Below are 20049 nucleotides of genomic sequence, written 5' to 3' on the forward strand. Positions count from 1 at the left end.
GAAGACTAAGCTATATCGTTCTAACTTAGTTATTTTCCATCAAACATTTTTTGACGATCACTTTTCGGCCTGCTATGGTTCCCCCCACTGAAAACTCGCGGTCTGCAAACGCTACCGCCGCACTGGGCAGCAAGATTCGCGCGTTGCGCCAACGACTCAAGCGCACGCTCGACGACACCGCTACCGCCGCGGGGATTTCGAAGCCGTTTCTGTCTCAAGTCGAACGCGGGCTCGCGTCGCCGTCGCTGACATCGTTGGCCGGTATCGCGCACGCGCTCGGTGTGACGGTGCAGTACTTTGTGGATACGCCGAGCGAAGAACGCTCGGTTTGCCGAGGCGAGCAGCTGCGCTTCTTCGGGTTTGCCGATTCGGCGAACCTGTTCGCGAGGCTGACGAACGTGTCCGAAGGGCGCCAGCTGGAGGCGATCCTCGTGAGGATGCCGCCGGGGCAGAAGCGGTCGGAGGTGACGACACATGCAGGAGAGGAGTTCCTGTATGTGATTGAAGGGGAAGTGTCGCTGACGCTGGAAGGCAAGACGTTCGTCCTGCAGGCCGGTGACAGCTCGCACTATCAGTCGACGGTCCCGCACAGCTGGGTCAACACCGCGAAGATCGAGTCGGTGGTGGTCTGGGTCGGTACACCGAGGCTGTTCTAACGCACAGGTATTCCTTCGTTTCGAAGACGGAATACCTGTCGAAAGAAACGTAAGGAATACTAAAATGCAATACGAGAATCACGGGCCTCCTCAATCGCTGCACCCGTCAGCGTCTCACGCGTAATCCGCGGCATCCGCCGCGCGACGCTCACCGAACAACCCTTCTCAAGACTGCCACGATGAAATCCTTGCATGCCATGTCGGCCGTGCTGGCCGCGCTCGCCCTGACGCCTGTCGCCCACGCCGTTACCGTTCCGTCGAACGTCGCGCTCGCTCCTCAACAGGACCTGACGCGACAGGTGCCCGCCGAGGTCGAGTCGCTCGACCCGGCGCACATCGAGTCGTGGACCGGCAACACGATCGGCCTCGACCTGTTCGAAGGGCTGGCCCGCATCGATGCAGCCGGCCAGGTCGTGCCGGGTGTCGCGCTGTCGTGGGAACACAAGACGCCGACGACGTGGGTCTTCAAGCTTCGCCATGACGCGAAGTGGAGCAACGGCCAGCCCGTGACGGCCGCCGATTTCGTCTATTCGTGGCAGCGCCTCGTCGATCCGAAGACCGGCTCGAAATACACGATCCTCGTCGAGTTCGTGAAGAACTCGAAGGACATCATCGCGGGCAAGGCCGCGCCGTCGACGCTCGGCGTGCGCGCCGTCGATCCGTACACGCTCGAGGTGACGACCGACGTACCCGTCGCGTTCTTCCCCGAGCTGACCGCCATGGCGCCGCTCGTGCCGGTGAACAAGGACGTCGTCGCGAAGTTCGGCGACGCATGGACGCGCCCGGGCAATATCGTCAGCAACGGTGCATACCAGCTCGTCGACTGGCAGCCGAACAACCGCATCGTCGTGACGAAGGACGCGAAGTACTGGAACGCGTCGAAGGTCGTGATCAACAAGGTCACGTTCCTGCCGATCGAAAGCGACGAGACCGCGATGCGCATGTACCAGGCCGGCCAGATCGACTACAGCTACTCGATCCCGTCGGGCATCTTCCAGCAGGTCAGCAAGCAGTTCGGCGGCGAACTGCGCCCGGGCCTGCAGCTCGCGACCTACTACTACTACCTGAACAACAGCGACCCGGCACTGAAGGACAAGCGCGTGCGCCAGGCGCTGTCGATGGTGATCGATCGCGACGTGCTGACGTCGAAGCTCACGCAGGCCGGCGAGAAGCCGATGTACGGCCTGATGCCGAACGGCACGAAGGGCGTGCAGCCGTTCACGCCGGAATGGGCGTCGTGGCCGATGGCCAAGCGCGTCGATACCGCGAAGAACCTGCTCAAGCAGGCCGGCTACTCGGACGCGAAGCCGCTGTCGTTCACGCTGACGTACAACACCAACGACCTGCACAAGAAGGTCGCGCTGTTTACCGCGTCGGAATGGCGCACGAAGCTCGGCATCAACACCAAGCTCGAGAACGTCGAGTTCAAGGTGCTGATGAAGGAGCGGCATGACGGCAAGGTGCAGATCGCGCGCGACGGCTGGTTCGCCGACTACAACGACGCGATGACCTTCTTCGACCTGATCCGCTGCGGCAGCTCGCAGAACACCGTCGGCTACTGCAACAAGCAGGTCGACACGTACGTCGAGGACGGCAACCAGAAGCTCGACGACAAGGCGCGCGCCGCGCTGCTCACGCAGGCGCACGACACGGCGATGAACGACACGCCGATGGTGCCGCTGTTCCAGTACTCGGCCGACCGTCTCGTGAAGCCCTATGTGGGCGGCTACTCGCTGAAGAACGTGATCGACATGCGTGCTTCGCAGGACATGTACCTGATCAAGCACTGAGCGGAGCGATCATGCTGGCCTACGCACTGAGGCGCACGTTGTGGGCGGTGCCGACGATCCTCGCGGTCGTCACCGTCTGCTACCTGCTCCTGCACTTCACGCCCGGCGGCCCGTTCGATACGGAGAAGCAGCTGTCCGCGGCAACGCTCGCGAACCTGAACGCGAAGTATCACCTCGACGAGCCGCTGTGGAAGCAGTACCTGATGTACCTGAACGCGCTGCTGCACGGCGATCTCGGCCCGTCGTTCCGCTACGTCGACTGGTCCGTGAACGATCTCGTGAAGAAGGCGCTGCCCGTGAGCCTCGGCGTGGGCGGCGTGTCGATCCCGATCTCGATCGGGTTCGGCGTGTTGCTCGGCACCATCGCGGCCGTGCGCCGCGACAGCTTCATCGACCGCTTCGTGATGCTGATCGGCAACTTCGGCAACGTCATCCCGCCGTTCGTGCTCGGCCCCGTGCTCGTGTGGATCTTCGCGATCCTGCTGAAGACGTCGTCCGGCAACGGCTGGCTGCCGGCGGGCGGCTGGGGCGACGGCGGCTGGCAGTACCGGCTGCTGCCGATCGTGCTGCTGACCTTCATCAACATGTCGCTGCTCGCGCGCGTGATGCGCGGCTCGATGATCGAGACGCTGTCGAGCAACTACATCCGCACCGCGCGGGCGAAGGGCCTGCCGGGCTCGACGATCGTGCTGCGCCACGCGCTGAAGCCCGCGCTGATGCCGGTCGTGTCGCTGTTCGGCACGGTCTGCATCTCGTCGATCACGGCTGCCGTCGTCACCGAATCGGTGTTCGCGCTGCCGGGGCTCGGGCAGCTCGTCGTGAACGGCGCCATCAACCGCGACTACACGCTGGTGCTCGGCCTCGTCGTGCTGACGACCGTCTGCGCGGTGCTGTTCAACCTGCTGGTCGACCTCGCGTACGCGTGGCTCGATCCGCGCATCCGTTATTGATCGAGGCACAGCGATGACTCCGACTACTCCTGTCGTCGGCCTGCCCGTGCAGACCGACTCGCCGCCGCGTTCGCGCTCGCCGCTCGCGCTTGCGATGGCGCGCTTCCTTCACAACCGTGCAGCCGTGTTCAGCCTCGTGCTGCTCGTGCTGATCACGCTCACGTGTTTCGTCGGCCCGTGGCTGCTCGCGGCCGATCCCGCCGCGAGCGACTGGGGCTCGATCAGCCTGCCGCCGACCTGGGCGAACCAGCACTGGTTCGGCACCGACGAGCTCGGCCGCGACCTGCTGGTGCGCACGCTGATCGGCGGCCGCGTATCGATCGAGGTCGGCCTGCTCGGCACGCTCGTGTCGGGCCTGTTCGGCGTCGCATGGGGCGCCACCGCGGGCTTCGCGGGCGGCCGCGTCGACTCCGTGATGATGCGCATCGTCGACATGATGTACGCGATCCCGTACCTGCTGATCGCGATCCTGATGATGACCCTGTTCGGCCGCTCGTTCATGCTGGTCGTGCTGACCATCAGCGCGTTCTCGTGGATCGACATGGCGCGTGTGGTGCGCGGCCAGACGCTGTCGCTGCGCAACCGCGAGTTCGTCGATGCGGCACGGGCGATCGGCGTGTCGCCGGCATCGATCGTGCTCCGCCACATCGTGCCGAACCTGCTCGGCGTGGTCGTCGTGTACGCGACGGTCTCGGTGCCGGGCATCGTGCTGACCGAATCGGTGCTGTCGTTCCTCGGCCTCGGCGTGCAGGAACCGATGACGAGCTGGGGCGTGCTGATCCAGGACGGCGCGCAGAAACTGGAATCGATGCCGTGGCTGCTGCTGGCCCCGGCCGTCATGCTGTGCGTGACGCTCTACTGCGTGAACTTCGTCGGCGATGGCCTGCGTGACGCGCTCGACCCGAAGGATCGCTGAAATGGGTGCACTGCTAGAAGTAGACAACCTCGGCGTGCGCTTCACGCGCAAGGATGCGCCGCCGGTCGACGCCGTGAGCGGCGTGTCGTTCTCGCTCGAAGCCGGCAAGACGCTCGGCATCGTCGGCGAATCGGGCTCGGGCAAGAGCCAGACCGTGATGGCGCTGCTCGGCCTGCTGGCCGGCAACGGCACGACGAGCGGCGCCGCGCGCTATCGCGGCGACAACCTGCTCGAGATGGATTCGCGCGCGCTGAACAAGGTGCGCGGCGACCGCATCGCGATGATCTTCCAGGATCCGATGACGTCGCTCAATCCGTTCCTGACGATCGAGCGGCAGATGACCGAGACGCTGCAGCTGCATCGCAAGCTGTCGCGCAAGGAAGCCACGAAGCGCGCGATCGAGGCGCTCGAGTCGGTGCGCATTCCGGACGCGGCACGCCGCATCCGCATGTATCCGCACGAGTTCTCGGGCGGCATGCGCCAGCGCGTGATGATCGCGATGGCGCTGCTGTCCGAGCCGGAAGTCCTGATCGCCGACGAACCGACCACCGCGCTCGACGTGACCGTGCAGGCACAGATCATCGACCTGCTGCGCGAGCTGAATCGCGAGCGCGGCACGGCGATCGTGCTGATCACGCACGACATGGGCGTGGTCGCGGGCCTCGCGGACGACGTGATGGTCATGTATGCGGGCCGCACCGTCGAATACGCGCCGGCCGAATCGATCTTCGCGGCGCCGTCGCATCCGTACACGATCGGCCTGCTCAACGCGCTGCCGCGCCTGACCGACGCGGACGATGCGCCGCTCGTCGCGATTCCCGGCAATCCGCCGATGCCCGGCACCGCGCCGGCCGGCTGCGCGTTCGCGAAGCGCTGCACGTATGCGGAAGAACGCTGCGGCGCGGCGCGCCCTGCGCTCGAAACCTATGGCGCCGTGGGCGCGGTGCGCGCGTGCCACCGTCCCGTGGCCGATCTGACGGGAGGTCTGCGATGAGCGTCAATGAACGCCGCCATGCCGGCGCGACGGACGACACGCTGCTGTCCGTCGACGGTCTGAAAGTGCATTTCCGCGTGCCGCTCGGCGGCTATCCGTGGTCGCCGAAGGGGACGCTGCGCGCTGTCGACGGCGTGTCGTTCGACGTGAAGCGCGGCGAGACGGTCGGGCTCGTCGGCGAATCGGGCTGCGGGAAGTCGACGCTCGCGCGCGCGCTGATCGGCCTCGTGCCGATGACGGCCGGCACGGTGAAATGGCGCGGCGAAGCCGTGGCGCCCGATCACCTGCGCGGCACCACGATGCGGCGCGAAGTGCAGATGATCTTCCAGGATCCGCTCGCGTCGCTCGATCCGCGCATGACGATCGAACAGGTCGTCGCGGAGCCGCTCGTTACGCACCAGGGCGGCCTCGGCCGCACCGAGGTGCGCCGCCGCGTGGTCACGATGCTCGAACGCGTCGGCCTGAACGCGCATCACCTGCTGCGCTATCCGCACGAATTTTCCGGCGGGCAGTGCCAGCGTGTCGGCATTGCACGCGCACTGATCGGCGAGCCGAAGCTCGTGATCTGCGATGAACCCGTATCGGCGCTCGACGTGTCGATCCAGGCGCAGATCGTGAACCTGCTGCGCGACCTTCAACGCGAACTGTCGTTGTCCTATCTGTTCGTTGCACACGATCTGGCGGTGGTGAAGGCCATCAGCCAGCGTGTGCTCGTGATGTATCTCGGCCGCGTGATGGAGTTCGGCACGCGGCATGACGTGTACGGCGTGCCCCAACACCCGTACACGAAGGCGCTGCTCGATGCGGCGCCGACGCCGGAGCCGGCGCGCGAGCGTGCTCGCCGACCGATGCTGCTGGCGGGCGAGATGCCCTCGCCGCTCAACCCGCCGTCCGGCTGCGCGTTCCGCACGCGCTGCCCGGTTGCGATCGAAGCGTGCGCGCAGGACGTGCCGCTGCCGGAAGTTCGGCAGGGGTCGGCCGCGCGTGTCGCGTGCATCCGCGCGGGTGTGGCGTGAGCTGAAGTGACGCAGCAAACATAACCAAGGCAGGTCAACAGGGGTAGGTGCGGCGCGAACGATCTTCGCGCCGCGGGTACAGGCGCGTCCTTAACCGGGCGCGCCGGGGGGCCGGGAGCGGATCGCAACCGGCGTGGACGATATCAACACAAGACGAGAATTACGATGAAAAAACAGAAGACGATCGGGACGGCATCGAAAATGCTGCTCGCATGGGGGCTGCCGGCACTCGCCGGTGTCTCGCTGACGGGCGTCGCGCACGCCGACGACGCGGCCCCCGCACCGCTGACGGTCGCCCAGGCCGCACCGGGCGCAACCGTTGCGCAGGCAACGACCCCGAACGCCATTGTCAACGCCGAAGCGACCCAGGCCGTCACGCCGCCCGACGAGCCGTCGGCCCAGTCGCAGTCGAAGGGCTTCATTGCCGACAGCCACCTCAACTTCCTGTTCCGTAACTATGCGGACGTGCTTGACGCCAAGGGCGGGCCGCATCGCCACGCGTGGGTCCAGGGCGCGATGGCGAACTTCGAGTCGGGCTATACGACGGGCCTGATCGGTATCGGTTTCGACGCATCGCTGTATGCGGCGCTGAAGCTCGACGGCGGCCAGGGCGCCGGCAGCATGGTGCACATCGCGAAGGGCGGCGGTGGCGGCAACCAGCTCGCGTGGGCGTACCCGGGCATCTACGACATCAAGGCACGCATCTCGAACACGGTGGTCAAGTACGGTCTGCAGGCCGTCGACAACCCGTTCATGGAGCAGCACGACAACCGTGCGCTGCCGCCGACGTTCCTCGGCGCGACGATCGTCAGCAATGAATTCAAGAACGTGATGCTCGAGGCCGGCAGCTTCACGAAGACCGACGCGCGCGGTCACACGACGCTCACCAACCTGACGACGCAGTACGGCGGCACGCGCATCAATCGCCTGTCGTATGTCGGCGGCACGTGGGACTACTCGCCGAACGGTGAAGTCGCGCTGTACGCGAACCAGGCCGATGACGTGTGGCACCAGTACTACGCGTCGGTGAAGCACAGCATCGGCAGCCCGCAGACGATCAAGTGGACGGGCTTCGGCAACGTCTACTCGACGCATGACACGGGCGATGCACTGCAAGGCAAGATCGACAACAACGCATACAGCCTGTCGCTGGCCGCACAGCATGGCCCGCACGAGCTGCTGCTCGGCTTCCAGCAGGTGCTCGGCGACCAGTTCTTCGATTACCTGAACGAAACGAACGGCATCTTCCTGACCAACTCGATGGACGTCGACTACAACGCGCCGCACGAAAAGTCGCTGCAGCTGCGTTACACGTTCTACGGCAAGGAAGCGGGCCTGCCTGGCTTCAAGGCGATGGTCTGGGGCGTGACGGGCTGGGGTGCGGACGGCAGCGCGGGTGCGGCGAACGACCCGAGCAAGTCGAGCATCTACTGGAGCAACGGCGCGCCGGTGCAGGGCCGTCACCACGAGTTCGGCTTCATCCCGTCGTACACGTTCCAGAGCGGCAAGCTGAAGGACACGAAGGTCACGTTCATCGCGATGTGGCACGCCGGTTCGGCACACTACTCGGACGCGACGAACACCGAGTACCGTCTGGTCGTGAACCTGCCGCTGCACGCGTTCTGATCGAAGGGGGCGCATGCGCCCCCGCCTCGCACGGCCGGCCTTCGATCGAAACGATCAGGCCGGCTTGTGCAGCCCCGCGACCGGATCGTTCGCAGCGGGCATGTCTTCCACGAGCGACGTGAGCTGGCGGCCCGTATCGCGCCATGCATCGAGGCCGCCGCGCAGCGCGAGCGCATCGGTGAAGCCTGCGTCGAGCAGGCGCTTCGCCATCAACGCGGCCGTGAACTCGTTCGGGCACGAGCAGTACACGACGAACTTCTGCGAGAACGGATAGCGCGCGAGGATGTCGCCGATCTGGCGTTCGTCCGCGAACTGCGCGCCGGGAATCGTGAACGGGTCGAGCTTGCGATGCTCGGGCGAGCGCACGTCGAGGACCACCGGCGCGGACGTATCGCGCAGCATCGCGTCGAGCTCGTCGACGCCGATCCGCGCGCTCGCGAGCTGGCGGATCAGCGCGCGGCGGCGCATCCAGCGGATCGCCGCGTACACCGCCAGCACCGCGACGGCCACCAGCAGCGCCACGCGGCCGAGCTGGCCCGCGCCGGCGAACAGCCAGTCGATCTGGCGAGCGAACATCAGCCCGACCATCAGCCCGACGATCGTCCACAGCGCGGCGCCGAGCGCATCGTAGCCGACGAACGTGCGATAGCGCGTGCCGAACGCGCCGGCCATCGGCACCGACACGAGCGACAGTCCCGGAATGAAGCGCGCGACGGCGAGCACGCGCACGCCGTAGCGGCCGAAGAAGCGTTCGGTTTTCTTCACGCAGCTGTCACGCGACAGCGACAGCCGGCAGATCGTCTTCAGCGTCGTGCCGCCGAAGCGCCGGCCGGCGAGGTACCACACGGTGTCGCCGATCAGTGCGCCGAGCACCGACAGCGCGACCACCGTGACCAGTTGCGAGCCGATCATCGCCGGATGCATCGCGGACATCGCGCCGAACAGCACGAGCGTCGGCATCGCGGGTACCGGCAGCCCGATGGCCGCCGCGAGCACGTTGGCGAAGACGAGAAGCGGCCCGTATTGGGCGACGAGGTCACGGAGGAGCATGACGGCTGACCGAAAAGGAAACGCGTGCGGAAAGCACGCAGATGGGCCGATTATCGGCCTTTTTCAAGTCAGCGGAGGGAATTGCGCAAAGCGCCTGACGGCGGCAGGGGGATGTAGGTGAGCCGGCGCGCTGCGCGCGGCTCACTGTTCGGAATCAGGAGGAGGTGCGGGCGAGCGACGCGGCGCCGTGGTTTTCGCCGGGGAGCTCGGCGCCGTGCGAGCGGATCGCCGCGATCAGTTCGGCCGGCGTGATCTCGTAGCGGACTTCGCGATGGATGCCGGGCTTGCGTTCGTCGATCTCGATCAGCAGCACGCTCTTGCCGTCGCCGGTTGCTTCGAGCCGGAGCGAGCGCAGTTCGCGGCCGTCGGCCGGGTCGTGTTCGGTGAGCAGGGTCATTGCCCCGGATGAGCCGGTAGTGCGCATCGAACCTATCCTCGTATCGTGGATGCCGTAGTGGCGAAGATGTCTTTGTTGAATACAGCTTGACGCAGTTTAACGCGAACGGGCCGCAATTCGGAGCATTTTCGTGGGGTGAAATGAGGGATGAACCACCGATCCTTCTGATGTTTGAGCCGCGCGGGGCGGGCGTTTCAGCCGGATCGCGCGCGGCCGCGGCCGGCGCCTGACCGCCGTTCGCGGCCGGGCCCGCGCGAGCGGCGACACGTGGTGCAACGCGTGTCGCCGCGGCGGCATCAGAAGCGGTCGGCGAGCCCCATTGCCGGGTCGCTGACCGAGTGGCGACCGGTTTCGACGCGGCCGGCGACGCGGCGCGAGAAACTCGCGTCGCTGTCCGCGGTGACGATGAAGTCGTACCAGTGGCCGGTCGAGTCGAGCGTCCAGTGCAGTTCGGCCTGGTCGCCGGCGCGCACCGTGACCGTCCACGTGGTACCGGTCCCGTGCTCGTGGCCGCGACCCTGGCTGTTGCCGTCCTCGTTGCCCTGGCCACGACCGCGATCGTCGTGTGCGCCGCGGCCGGACAGCGGCCCGTAGACCTGGTTCGACTTCACGGTGAAGCGCACCGTGCCGCCGCCGTGGTTGCGCAGCTTCAGGTGGAGGTTGCCGCTCGCCCCCGCATAGCCGACGCGAACTTCCGGATGGGGTGCGCGTGCGCCGGCCAGGCGGCTCAGGTCGCCGGTGAAGCGGCGGTGATAACCGTTCGGGCCCAGCACCCACAGGTCATATTTACCGCCGTTGTCGGCGCGCGCGGCCCAGTCGCCGTGCAGCGTCTTGCCCGGTTCGACGACGTAGCGCTGCGGCAGGCGGTCGAGGTGCAACTTGTCATAGACGTGAAACACGGCGGCGGCGCGGCCCGTGTTCGCGAACTTCAGCGTGACCGTGCCGTTGCCGGCATCGGCACGCGCGCTCGCATGCAGTTCGTAAGGCAGCGCGCGCGACGGGCGCACGCCGGTGGCCTGTGCGGGCAGCGACGGCGCGGCCGGCGGCACGATCTTCGGCGCGGCCTGCTGCGCGGCGCTCAGCGCGTCGACCTGGCTTTTCGTCGTGTGGCCCGCGAGCGTCGGCAGCGGTTCGTTGTTCGGCGAGCGGAAGTTGAACGCGCTCGTCAGGTCGCCGCACACCGCGCGGCGGTACGCGCTGATCTGCGGCTCCGCGACGCCGAAGCGCTTTTCGAGAAAGAGCAGCGTCGACGTATGGTCGAACACCTGCGAGTTGACCCAGCCGCCGCGGCTCCACGGCGACACGACCCACATCGGTACGCGCGGGCCCGGGCCGTACGGACGGCCGTCGATTGCCGGCTGGCTCGACGTGGCCGGCGTGAAGTCGTGGTACTCGGCGGCGACGTCGGCATCCGGCAGCGTATGGCCGCCCGCGAGCGTGCCGTCGGCGTTGCGCGACGGCACGGCCGGCGACGGCAGGTGGTCGAAGAAGCCGTCGTTCTCGTCGTAGTTGACCAGCAGCACGGTCTTGCTCCATACCTCCGGGTTCGCCGTCAGCGCATCGAGCACGGCCTGCACGTACCAGCCGCCCTGTGCGGGGCTCGACGGCCCCGGGTGTTCGCTGTACACGGACGGCGGGATGATCCACGACACCTCGGGCAGCGTGCCGTTGCGGATGTCGTCGCGCAACGATTCGAGGAAACCGTACGGCATCGTGTTGCCGAACCCCTTCGCGAGCGGGCTCAGCGGATCGTCGATCGCCGGGTCGTAGAACGCGCCGGCCGCCGTCACGGGCTGCGTGATGTCCGTCGACGCGACGTACGCCGGCCGGCGCGCGGGCGGCATCTGCTCGATCGCCGCGCGCCAGTGGCGGAAGCTCATCATCTCGTTGCAGCCGAAGTTGTCGATCAGGCTCTGGTAGACCTTCCAGTTCACGCCGGCCTGCTGCAGCCGGTCGGCGTAGGTGGTCCAGGTCCAGCCCTGGCTCGACGGGCCGATGTCGTTGCCGCCGTTGAACTGGTTGTTCAGCGCGGCGATCTTCACGCGGCTGCCGTCGGCCGGGCTGATGCCGTTCGGCCCGTTGGTGCCGCTCCAGTAGAACAGGCGGTTCGCGATCGTGCCCGTGTGCATCCCGCAGTGGTAGTGGTCGCACAGCGTGAACGCATCGGCGAGCGCGCGCTGGAACGGCACTTCCGCCGCGTCGTAGTAGCCCATCGACAGCGGCGTCTTCGCGTCGGGCCAGCGGTTCATCCGGCCGTGGTCCCACGCGGCTTGCGCATCGGCCCACGTGTGCGGCGTGCCGCCCGCGCGCTGCGCGTTGCCCTGGCTCGCGTCGAGGTGATACGGCGTGACGGTGGTGGCGGGCGTCGGTTTCGTGTACGTCTGGTAGAACACGTTGCGGCCGTTCGGCGACGGCACCGCAAAGCGGTCGCCGTAGCCGCGCACGCCCTTGAACGTGCCGAAGTAGCTGTCGAATGCGCGGTTCTCCATCATCAGCAGCACGACGTGCTTCACGTCCTTGATGGTCCCCGTCTCGTGAAACGCGGGAATCGCGAGCGCGCGGCGGATGCTCGGCGGAAACGCGGACAGCGCGGCGGCGGCGAGGCCGGAAGTGGCGGTCTGCTGGAGGAATTTGCGGCGTGACGTCATGGCGTTCGGGTCCTGTGATGATGGGAGCGTTCGTGACTTCGTCTGGCGGTGCCCATGCGTCGCCCCCCCCTTGGGACGATTCGCGCGGCGTGTGCATTCGAGTGCGTCGGCCGCGCGGGGCGGAGGTGCGCATCGCGCGCGATGCATGGTGTCGCGCGGATACGCTGGCCGTCGCCGCGACCCTGCGCGACGCGCGCTCGTGATGCGCGGGCCGGGACGTCGGCACACACCGGCCCGGCGCATGCCGGGTCGGGCGGCGCCCAGTCTAGGGAGACGGCGTGACGTCGACGTGATGAACGCATGACATCGCATGTCGCGTGTGTGACGTTGCGTGCGCAACGATTCGTTCAGGCGCAATGCGCGGTTGAAAAAGGTCAGGAATTACCGGTCGCCGCATGCGTGACCGGTCAGATTTTTCCGGATTCCGTTCGAATCGCGTGGCGAAGTTCGTTGCGGATGCAACATGACGTGCGACGACGTGACGACCATGTTTCAAATGCGTGAAATCGGATAAGCTCGACACATTGCTGCGCGTACGCGCAGTCCGCGCCTTCAGCGCAAATTTTCGGAACCGGCCCACCCATGACCGACATCACGATCCGGCACAGCGAGACGCACGACGTCGACGCGATCCGGCAGATCGCCGCGCATCCCGCGGTGTACGCGAATACGTTGCAGCATCCGTTTCCGTCGCTCGAGAAATGGCAGAAGCGGCTCGATGGCGTGGCCGAGCGCGGCGTGAGCCTCGTCGCCGAAATCGACGGCGTGGTGGTCGGCCACCTCGGCCTGCATCCCGAACAGAATCCGCGGCGGCGTCATGCGGCAGGGCTCGGCATGATGGTCGACGCGGCGCATCACGGGCACGGCGTCGGCAGCCGGTTGCTCGCGGCCGCGATCGATCTCGCGGAAAACTGGCTGAACGTCACGCGTCTCGAGCTGACCGTGTTCACCGACAACCGCGCGGCGATCGCGCTCTACGAGAAGCACGGCTTCCGGATCGAGGGCGAATCGCCGGGCTATGCGTTGCGCGACGGCGTGCACGAGTCCGTGTATCACATGGCGCGGATCAAGGCACGGCAGTGAAGGCTCGGCCGACGCGTTTCCGGCAGCACGCACGGCCGCGATGCCGCGCGTCATATTCATTCGAGAATTCGTTCGTTTTCACCCGGCTGTGCTCGTCGTATCGTTGAAGGATTTGCCGGTCGCCTCGGCCGGCGTGCACTTCTCCGTAACGATCATGCGCGGCGTTGCACGTCGGCAGGTTTCATCGTCATCGCTTCATGGCTGTCGCTTCACAGCCATCGCTTCGCGCGCCGCACCTTCCCGCAACCGTCTCTTTCAACGGACCCGCTTCGATGAAAACCGCTCTCCGGAATCTGACCGCCGCCTGCCTGCTCGCCGCCGCGGGTGCGGCGTTTGCCGCTGCCACGCCCACGGGCGCCCCGGTGGCAAGCGCATCGCCCGACGGCGCACACCTGCCGCCCGGCATCGCGTGGCAGCACGGTGATGTCGACGCTGCGTTCGCGTTGGCGAAGCGCACCGGCAAGCCGCTGCTGCTCTACTGGGGCGCGGTGTGGTGCCCGTCGTGCAACCAGGTGAAGTCGACGATCTTCAGCCAGCAGGCATTCAAGACCCGCTCGTCGTTCTTCGTGCCCGTGTATCTCGACGGCGATACCGAAAGCGCGCAGAAGCTCGGCGAGCGTTTCAAGGTGCACGGCTATCCGACGATGATCCTGTTCCGTCCCGACGGCACCGAAGTGACGCGGCTGCCGGGCGAGGCCGATCTCGATCGCTACATGCAGGCGCTGTCGCTCGGGATGACGGCCGCGCATCCGGTGCGGCAGACGCTCGCGACCGCGCTGAAGAACGGTGCATCGTTGACGCCGGACGAATGGCGCCTGCTGGCCGACTATTCGTGGGATACCGACGGTGCGCTGCCGGTGGCGGCCGATCGCGTCGCCGAGACGCTGCAGTCGCTCGCGCAACGCGCGCGGGCGGCCGGTGCGAAGGCTGAATCGGCGCGCTTTGCGCTGAAGTCGGCCGTGGTCGCCGCGTCCGACGATCCGGCGCAGGCCGGCACGCTCGACAAGGCGGCGCTTGCCGATGCGCTGCGCACGGTGCTGCAGGATCCTGCGTTGTCGCGTGCCGATTCGGACGTGCTGGTCGCCGCGCCCGCACGTGTGGTCGCATATCTCGGCGGCGACGACGCGCAGCGCACGAAATTGCGCGGCGCGTATGACGCGGCGCTGGCGCGCCTGTCGACCGATACCACGCTGTCGTCGATCGACCGGTTGATGGCGCTGCATGGTCGCGTGCTGCTCGCGCGCGGCGATGCGCGCAAGGGCGCGCCGCTTGCCGCGCCGGCGCTGGCCGATACCGCGCGCAAACAGATCGCCGCATCGGTGCAGGGCGCCGCGAATGCCTACGAGCGGCAGGCGCTCGTCAGTGAAGGCGCGGATACGCTGACCGACGCGGGTCTGTACGACGAGTCCGATGCGTTGCTGAAGGCCGAGTTGCCGCGTTCGTCCACACCGTACTACTTCATGTCCGGGCTGGCCGCGAATGCGAAGGCGCGCGGTGACAAGGCCGCGGCGCTCGACTGGTACCGCAAGGCGTACGACGCGGCGAGCGGGCCGGCGACGAAGCTGCGCTGGGGCGCGACTTATTTTGCGAATGCGGTCGAACTGGCGCCGGACGATTCGGCGCGCATCGAAGGGATCGCCGCGAGCGTGCTCGCACAGGCCGACAAGACGCGCGACGCGTTCTACGGCGCGAACCTGCGCGCGCTGACCAAGGTCGTGACGCAGCTGAACCGCTGGCGCGGCGGCGGTGCACACGATGCATCGGTCAGGTCGGTCGTGAAGCAGTTCGATGGCATCTGTGGGAAACTGCCCGCCGGCGATCCGCAGGCAAGCGCCTGCACGCGCCTGATCCAGCCGGTCAAGGCATAGCATCCGGTGGCGCTGCGCGGGCTTTCGGGATGCCGGCCGGCGCTTTTCCCGATACCCACGAGACCACCGACACCATGCCCCACCTGACGCTCGAATATTCCGCGAACCTCGACGGGTTCGACGCCGGCGCGACCCTGCGCGCGCTCAACGCCGCGCTTGCCGCGTCCGGCCAATTCGACGAGCTCGACATCAAGAGCCGCGCGCTGCGGTTCGATACGTTCGCGGTCGGCACGTCGCCGTCGCCGCGCGCGTTCGTCCACGCGAAGCTCGCCGTGCTGAGCGGCCGGACGATCGATGTCAAGCGCGAACTCTCGGAGCAGGTGCTGGCGGAACTGAAGCGGCACGTCGTCGCGCCGCCCGGCACGCACCTGCAGCTGTGCGCGGAAATACTCGAACTGGAACGCGAGTCCTACGCGAAAGCGAGCATCGAGCCGCGCTGACCGGGCGGTGCCGTGCGTGCTGTGCGGGCCGGGAGCGGGGCGATGACGCGCGCGCAGCCGGCGTATCCGAAACCGGACTATTGGCCCGGGGCGTACGCGCCGCGATTGCCGTAGCCGGCGCCCGCGGCCCGCGGCGCGCCCTGCTGCCGGGCGATCTTCGCCTCGGCGGCTTGAATGCTGGCGGGGTAGAACCAGTCGCTCGGCTGGAAGCCGGCTTTTCTCAGCGCAACCACTTCAGAATGGACTTCGGCGCGCGTGAGCGGCGGGTTGGATTGCGCGTACGCGGCGACGGGAGCGGCGATGGCGGCCGCGAGGGCGATGGTGCGGAGCAGCGGGTTCATGAGCGGATACCTCCAGGGTTTCGACGGTGCCGATCGCATACGGTGACCGTCGAAAGCAGTGTAGGCCTCGCCCGACGCGCGAAAAATGCCGCTACGCCCAACGTAGTGTTCTGCTGCAGACAACAATGAGTGAGCCGGCGAGAGCGCCTGGGCGGCGCGCGGCTAAAAGGGGAGGAGCGGAGGCGAAGCCGGCCGCATCGACGCGGCCGGCGGGCGGCGGCCCGGAGTGCTGACAACGGTCTAATTTAAGTTTGAATAGACGCAGAGTTTGATTGGTTGCTAGGGGAAGCAGATGCGAAGACCGCGGCGAAGATTGGGCTTGATCGATTGGCGCGACTGAATGAGTTTGATACGCTCCTACAGAAGCATGGCATGAGGCTGGTAGAAGGCCAAAAGTGGAAGGGTACTTCCATTAGGCAAACGGACGGCACCCTGAAGTACGAGACCTACGAGGTGCTCTGTACGAAATGCGGAAAAATTCGAGAGGTCTTCATCGCCCAAACAAAGCTTCGCCTTGCTAAGAGAACTAAGCTCGGAAGAGGGTGTCGCGACTGTTCGCGCAAAGGGCCGCGCGCTTGAAGTTTGTACGCGGTGCCGCTGTCTGCACGAACCTTCGAGCACATTGCATCCGAGCACCGGGTTTTTGAGCGGGTTGCCACATCTTGCTTAGAATTGACCGTATCTCTGTGTGGTCACATCTGACATTGAGCCTTGCTCCAGGTTGATTGGAGGCAAGTAGAAGCGAGCCTGGTTTCACGCTAGTTTTTCGTCTGAACCCCGCGTCGTCAAATTGACATCCGCTAGATACCGCGTTGTCAGTTCGTTCTGAAGTTCGGCAAGTACAGCGCTACTGGTGTCACGCGCGTCGACGTGGTCCTCTTGCAGCGAGGCAAGAATTGGCATCATTGTTGCAGCGACACTCGCTGTTTTGTCGAGAATGCCGATCACATTCGCAGACAGCCATATCCTTGATGTCGGGTGAAGTAACGCCAGGCCGCATACACCTATCAAAAGCGGCCGAGCGGACTTGGGCACCTTCTTCACAGGTGGTGCCGTTAAGGCGCGGACTTGCCGAACTATTGTTCCAATAGCGTTCACACTAACGTTGATTGACATCGCGCCAGCCACTTCTAGGGACAACTGGGTCGCAGATGCTCGCGCATAAGCGCGCATCGTTAAGGTTAAGCGACAAACGAAGCTGGTCAACAGGTACAAGTCGCCTTCGAGCAACGCGGTTTCGATCATCAAGGCTGTTTCACCCACCCTTGGGCTCGATGGGCAACTTTATACAGCGTAGTGAAGATCGTGAAATCGATAGAAACCTGAGCATGGGAAATTTGATACGTCAAGTTCATCGCAGCATTCTTCCGTTGGCAATCGCAGCGCTCGGCGCGGTTGCCTGTACACAGCAGAAACCATCGGAGTCCTCTATGTCTCAACCGGTTATGATCGACACTCGCTCTTGGTGTATTGGTCGATTTGCGGTTGATCTTCCTCACGCGACCGACGTGTACGTTCAGGACTACAAGTACATGGGCTATGCCATCGAGCCCGTCCCCAACGTCAGCCAGTCTGAGTTCGTGTCGCGCGTCAGCGCGCGCGAGCAAGAACTACGTACCTCAATGCGTGAAGATCCGCACAAGGCATTCGCGCCGACGAAGAGCCCGTGGCTCCATCAAACCGTCGAGCCGAGTGCAGCGTCGCGACTCTTTGTTTACGGTCGCTACGACGACAAGCCGGAAGATCTCGTCTATGACGTTGAGGGCTATGCTGAATCGAACGGCACCCTCTTCGTCTTGAAGAACCGATTTGGCGCGACGTACGATCAGTCGGCAATCTCGAATGCCTCCGAGATTCTGCGGAACATCCATCCGAGATCGGATTGGGACGTTCCTTCCGACGGTGCGTTCTGTTTCCGAGGAGGAGCGATTGGCGGAAGACCGATGCCCGGCTTCGACGCTTCGATCGCCGCACGCCTGGTCCAAGGGCGGCCATCCAACCTTATTGTGACAATGCGGGAATCTGTCGAGGGAGATAGCAAAAACTCCCCCCTGGATAACCTATCGAAAGCCGACGCTACCCTCAAACAATACGCTGGAAATATGGATGTACTTCGCAAAGGGACTCACGAAGTGGCCGGCATGAAAGCCGCAGAGTTCGCGGTGCATATCCAAGACGATGGCATCCAGGCCTATCACTTTTACCTGTATTCGCCAGGCGTTCCAGGTGATCCGTCCAAGCCAAACCTCAGTGTGCAACTACTTTTCGGTGCGGCGCCCGACGAAGGAACGCCCGCCTCCGAGGCGACGTCTCCCGTCGACCGGGCGCAAGCCATTCAAGCATGGGACGCGGTGCTTGCAAGTTTCCACTATCGCGGACCGAAGTGATTAGGACCCGACCATGAAACGCTTCGATATCGTCAAGGGAGACACCACAACTGCAGGCGGTGTGGTGCAGGGGGGCGCCTCCGGCGACCTCCTGCACGGTCGAGAACAAGCCTACGAGAACGATCCGGTCCTGTGTCCCGCTTGTGGCTCAGTCGGGGTGATCAAGTGCGAAGGCCCGCGCCACTCGATGACCGGGCCTGATGCGCGCGAGGCCGCTCTAAGCGACGACCTTTGCATCTGCAAATGCTCCCCCCCTCCGAAGCTCATTGCCTCGCAGTCGACCTCATACACACTGACGTAGCTCGTGATCGCCAAGGTATGACTTCCCTGAAATCTTGAGCGAAGGTCTAGCATCGGGGCGACCATGCAATCGAGGCAGGTCAGTTACACGAGCCCCGTCGAGTAGTACACGGCGATCACGAAGAACACGGCGAGCGTCTTGATGATCGTGACCGCGAAGATGTCGCGATACGACTCGCGGTGCGTGAGGCCCGTGACTGCGAGCAGCGTGATCACCGCGCCGTTGTGCGGCAGCGTGTCCATGCCGCCGCTCGCCATCGCGACGACCCGGTGCAGCACGTCCAGCGGGATATTGGCGGCCTGCGCACCCTTGATGAACAGGTCCGACATCGCGGCGAGCGCGATGCTCATGCCGCCCGACGCCGAGCCCGTGATACCGGCGAGCGAGCTGACCGACACGGCCGCGTTGACGAGCGGGTTCGGAATGCTCTTCAGTGCATCGCCCACGACCAGGAAGCCCGGCAGTGCGGCGATCACGCCACCGAAGCCGTATTCCGACGCGGTGTTCATCGCGGCGAGCAGCGCGCCGCCGACGGCGGCCTTCGAGCCGGCGGCGAAGCGATCGCTGACGCGCTTGAACGCGGTCAGCACCACCAGCACGATGCCGAGCAGCAGCGCGGCCTCGACCGACCAGATCGCAACGACCGTCTTGATCGACGCCGTGACCGGTGCATGCACGCCCGGGAGCACGTCCGGCGCGACCGTGTACGACGCGGCGCCGTACCACTGCGGGATCAGCTTCGTGAACGCGAAGTTCGACACGCCGACGAGGATCAGCGGCAGGATCGCGAGTGCGGGATTCGGCAGCGACGTCGTCTCGACGCGCTCCGGCTCGTTGACGAGCGACGTGCCGTAGCCTTCGCCCTTCGCCATCGCCGAGCGGCGGCGCCATTCCAGGTAGCTGAGGCCGACGACGATGATGAACAGCGAGCCGATCGTGCCGAGCGCCGGTGCGGCCCACGCGGTCGTCTTGAAGAACGTGGTCGGGATGATGTTCTGGATCTGCGGCGTGCCGGGCAGCGAATCCATCGTGAACGAGAACGCGCCGAGTGCGATCGCGCCGGGCATCAGTCGTTTCGGGATGTTGCTCTGGCGATAGAGTTCGGCCGCGAACGGGTAGACCGCGAACACCACGACGAACAGCGATACGCCGCCATAGGTGAGCAGCGCGCACACCGCGACGATCACCGCATTCGCGCGCGAGCGGCCGATGTACCGGATCGCCGCGTGGACGATCGACTCGGAGAAGCCGGACAGTTCGATCACCTTGCCGAACACCGCACCGAGCATGAACACCGGGAAATACAGTTTGACGAAGCCGACCATCTTCTCCATGAAGATGCCGGAGAAGACCGGTGCGACGGCGGCGGGTTCGGTCAGGAGCACCGCGCCGAGCGCGGCGATCGGCGCGAACAGGATCACGCTGTAGCCGCGATACGCGGCGAACATCAGGAACGCCAGCGCGGCGAGGACGATCACGAAAGACAAGGGAGTCTCCTAATGGCTTTGGTTGTTGTTCGATCGCGCGACGCGCCGCGGACCGGCTCAGGTTCGTGCAGGTTTCGTGCCATCGGCCGGATTGCGCCG

18 protein-coding genes are annotated in these 20049 nt (G+C 65.6%); 12 read left to right on the forward strand and 6 right to left on the reverse strand.

All coding sequences use genetic code 11. The features are described 5' to 3' along the window. The first annotated feature begins 74 nt into the window (after nt 1-74). The 7 genes from BDI24065_RS12340 (at nt 75) to BDI24065_RS12370 (ending at nt 7948) form a co-directional block, all read left to right on the forward strand. Entirely contained in the window at nt 75-656 is a 582-nt protein-coding gene (locus BDI24065_RS12340) for a cupin domain-containing protein (RefSeq protein WP_011353729.1), read from the forward strand. Nucleotides 657-835: 179 nt separating this feature from the next. Continuing rightward, complete coding sequence (locus BDI24065_RS12345) at nt 836-2446, forward strand: peptide ABC transporter substrate-binding protein (RefSeq protein WP_175031497.1); 1611 nt, start codon at nt 836-838, stop codon at nt 2444-2446. Nucleotides 2447-2457: 11 nt separating this feature from the next. Next, nucleotides 2458-3396, forward strand: coding sequence for an ABC transporter permease subunit (locus tag BDI24065_RS12350; RefSeq protein ID WP_175016155.1), 939 nt, complete (start codon nt 2458-2460; stop codon nt 3394-3396). 13 nt (nt 3397-3409) lie between these two features. Next, complete coding sequence (locus BDI24065_RS12355; RefSeq protein WP_174940656.1) at nt 3410-4312, forward strand: ABC transporter permease; 903 nt, start codon at nt 3410-3412, stop codon at nt 4310-4312. Nucleotide 4313: 1 nt separating this feature from the next. Beyond that, nucleotides 4314-5306 (forward strand): ABC transporter ATP-binding protein, encoded by a 993-nt coding sequence (locus tag BDI24065_RS12360; protein WP_175031498.1) that lies wholly within the window; start codon nt 4314-4316, stop codon nt 5304-5306. Beyond that, complete coding sequence (locus BDI24065_RS12365; protein ID WP_175031499.1) at nt 5303-6322, forward strand: ABC transporter ATP-binding protein; 1020 nt, start codon at nt 5303-5305, stop codon at nt 6320-6322. Before BDI24065_RS12360 ends, BDI24065_RS12365 begins: the two co-directional genes overlap by 4 nt. A 165-nt stretch (nt 6323-6487) precedes the next feature. After that, complete coding sequence (locus tag BDI24065_RS12370) at nt 6488-7948, forward strand: OprD family porin (RefSeq protein WP_175031500.1); 1461 nt, start codon at nt 6488-6490, stop codon at nt 7946-7948. Between the two features lie 54 nt (nt 7949-8002). Here BDI24065_RS12370 and BDI24065_RS12375 read toward each other — a convergent pair whose 3' ends face one another. The 3 genes from BDI24065_RS12375 to BDI24065_RS12385 form a co-directional block, all read right to left on the reverse strand. Then, on the reverse strand, nt 8003-8998 hold the full coding sequence (locus tag BDI24065_RS12375) for a DedA family protein/thiosulfate sulfurtransferase GlpE (protein ID WP_175031501.1): 996 nt from the start codon (nt 8996-8998) through the stop codon (nt 8003-8005). A 154-nt stretch (nt 8999-9152) separates the two neighbouring features. Further along, nucleotides 9153-9422 carry a hypothetical protein gene (locus tag BDI24065_RS12380; protein WP_011353737.1) on the reverse strand — a complete coding sequence of 90 codons (270 nt, stop codon included), beginning with the start codon at nt 9420-9422 and terminating at the stop codon, nt 9153-9155. A 269-nt stretch (nt 9423-9691) separates the two neighbouring features. After that, nucleotides 9692-12043, reverse strand: a complete 2352-nt coding sequence (locus BDI24065_RS12385) for a phosphocholine-specific phospholipase C (RefSeq protein WP_175031502.1) — start codon at nt 12041-12043, stop codon at nt 9692-9694. A gap of 582 nt (nt 12044-12625) precedes the next feature. On the opposite strand from BDI24065_RS12385, the gene BDI24065_RS12390 reads away from it, so the two are divergent. From BDI24065_RS12390 to BDI24065_RS12400, 3 genes are all read left to right on the forward strand, one after another. Further along, the gene (locus BDI24065_RS12390) at nt 12626-13126 is read left to right on the forward strand and encodes a GNAT family N-acetyltransferase (protein ID WP_175031503.1); all 501 of its coding nucleotides are present in this window, start codon (nt 12626-12628) and stop codon (nt 13124-13126) included. Nucleotides 13127-13398: 272 nt separating this feature from the next. Then, nucleotides 13399-14994 (forward strand): thioredoxin family protein, encoded by a 1596-nt coding sequence (locus tag BDI24065_RS12395; protein ID WP_175031504.1) that lies wholly within the window; start codon nt 13399-13401, stop codon nt 14992-14994. Nucleotides 14995-15068: 74 nt separating this feature from the next. After that, nucleotides 15069-15434 (forward strand): 5-carboxymethyl-2-hydroxymuconate Delta-isomerase, encoded by a 366-nt coding sequence (locus BDI24065_RS12400; RefSeq protein WP_175031505.1) that lies wholly within the window; start codon nt 15069-15071, stop codon nt 15432-15434. Between the two features lie 77 nt (nt 15435-15511). On the opposite strand, the gene BDI24065_RS12405 is transcribed toward BDI24065_RS12400, so the two are convergent. Then, on the reverse strand, nt 15512-15775 hold the full coding sequence (locus BDI24065_RS12405; RefSeq protein WP_175031506.1) for a DUF4148 domain-containing protein: 264 nt from the start codon (nt 15773-15775) through the stop codon (nt 15512-15514). 753 nt (nt 15776-16528) lie between these two features. After that, entirely contained in the window at nt 16529-17023 is a 495-nt protein-coding gene (locus BDI24065_RS12410; RefSeq protein WP_175031507.1) for a hypothetical protein, read from the reverse strand. 182 nt (nt 17024-17205) lie between these two features. On the opposite strand from BDI24065_RS12410, the gene BDI24065_RS12415 reads away from it, so the two are divergent. Together BDI24065_RS12415 and BDI24065_RS12420 are read left to right on the forward strand one after the other, a co-directional pair. After that, nucleotides 17206-18162 (forward strand): T6SS immunity protein Tli4 family protein, encoded by a 957-nt coding sequence (locus tag BDI24065_RS12415; protein ID WP_175031508.1) that lies wholly within the window; start codon nt 17206-17208, stop codon nt 18160-18162. 13 nt (nt 18163-18175) lie between these two features. After that, nucleotides 18176-18463, forward strand: a complete 288-nt coding sequence (locus BDI24065_RS12420; RefSeq protein ID WP_175031509.1) for a PAAR domain-containing protein — start codon at nt 18176-18178, stop codon at nt 18461-18463. An 83-nt stretch (nt 18464-18546) separates the two neighbouring features. Here BDI24065_RS12420 and BDI24065_RS12425 read toward each other — a convergent pair whose 3' ends face one another. Continuing rightward, nucleotides 18547-19950, reverse strand: coding sequence for a GntP family permease (locus BDI24065_RS12425; RefSeq protein WP_175031510.1), 1404 nt, complete (start codon nt 19948-19950; stop codon nt 18547-18549). Nucleotides 19951-20049: the final 99 nt, after the last annotated feature.

It is taken from the genome of Burkholderia lata, from assembly GCF_902499025.1.
Taxonomy (GTDB): Bacteria; Pseudomonadota; Gammaproteobacteria; order Burkholderiales; family Burkholderiaceae; genus Burkholderia; species Burkholderia lata_C.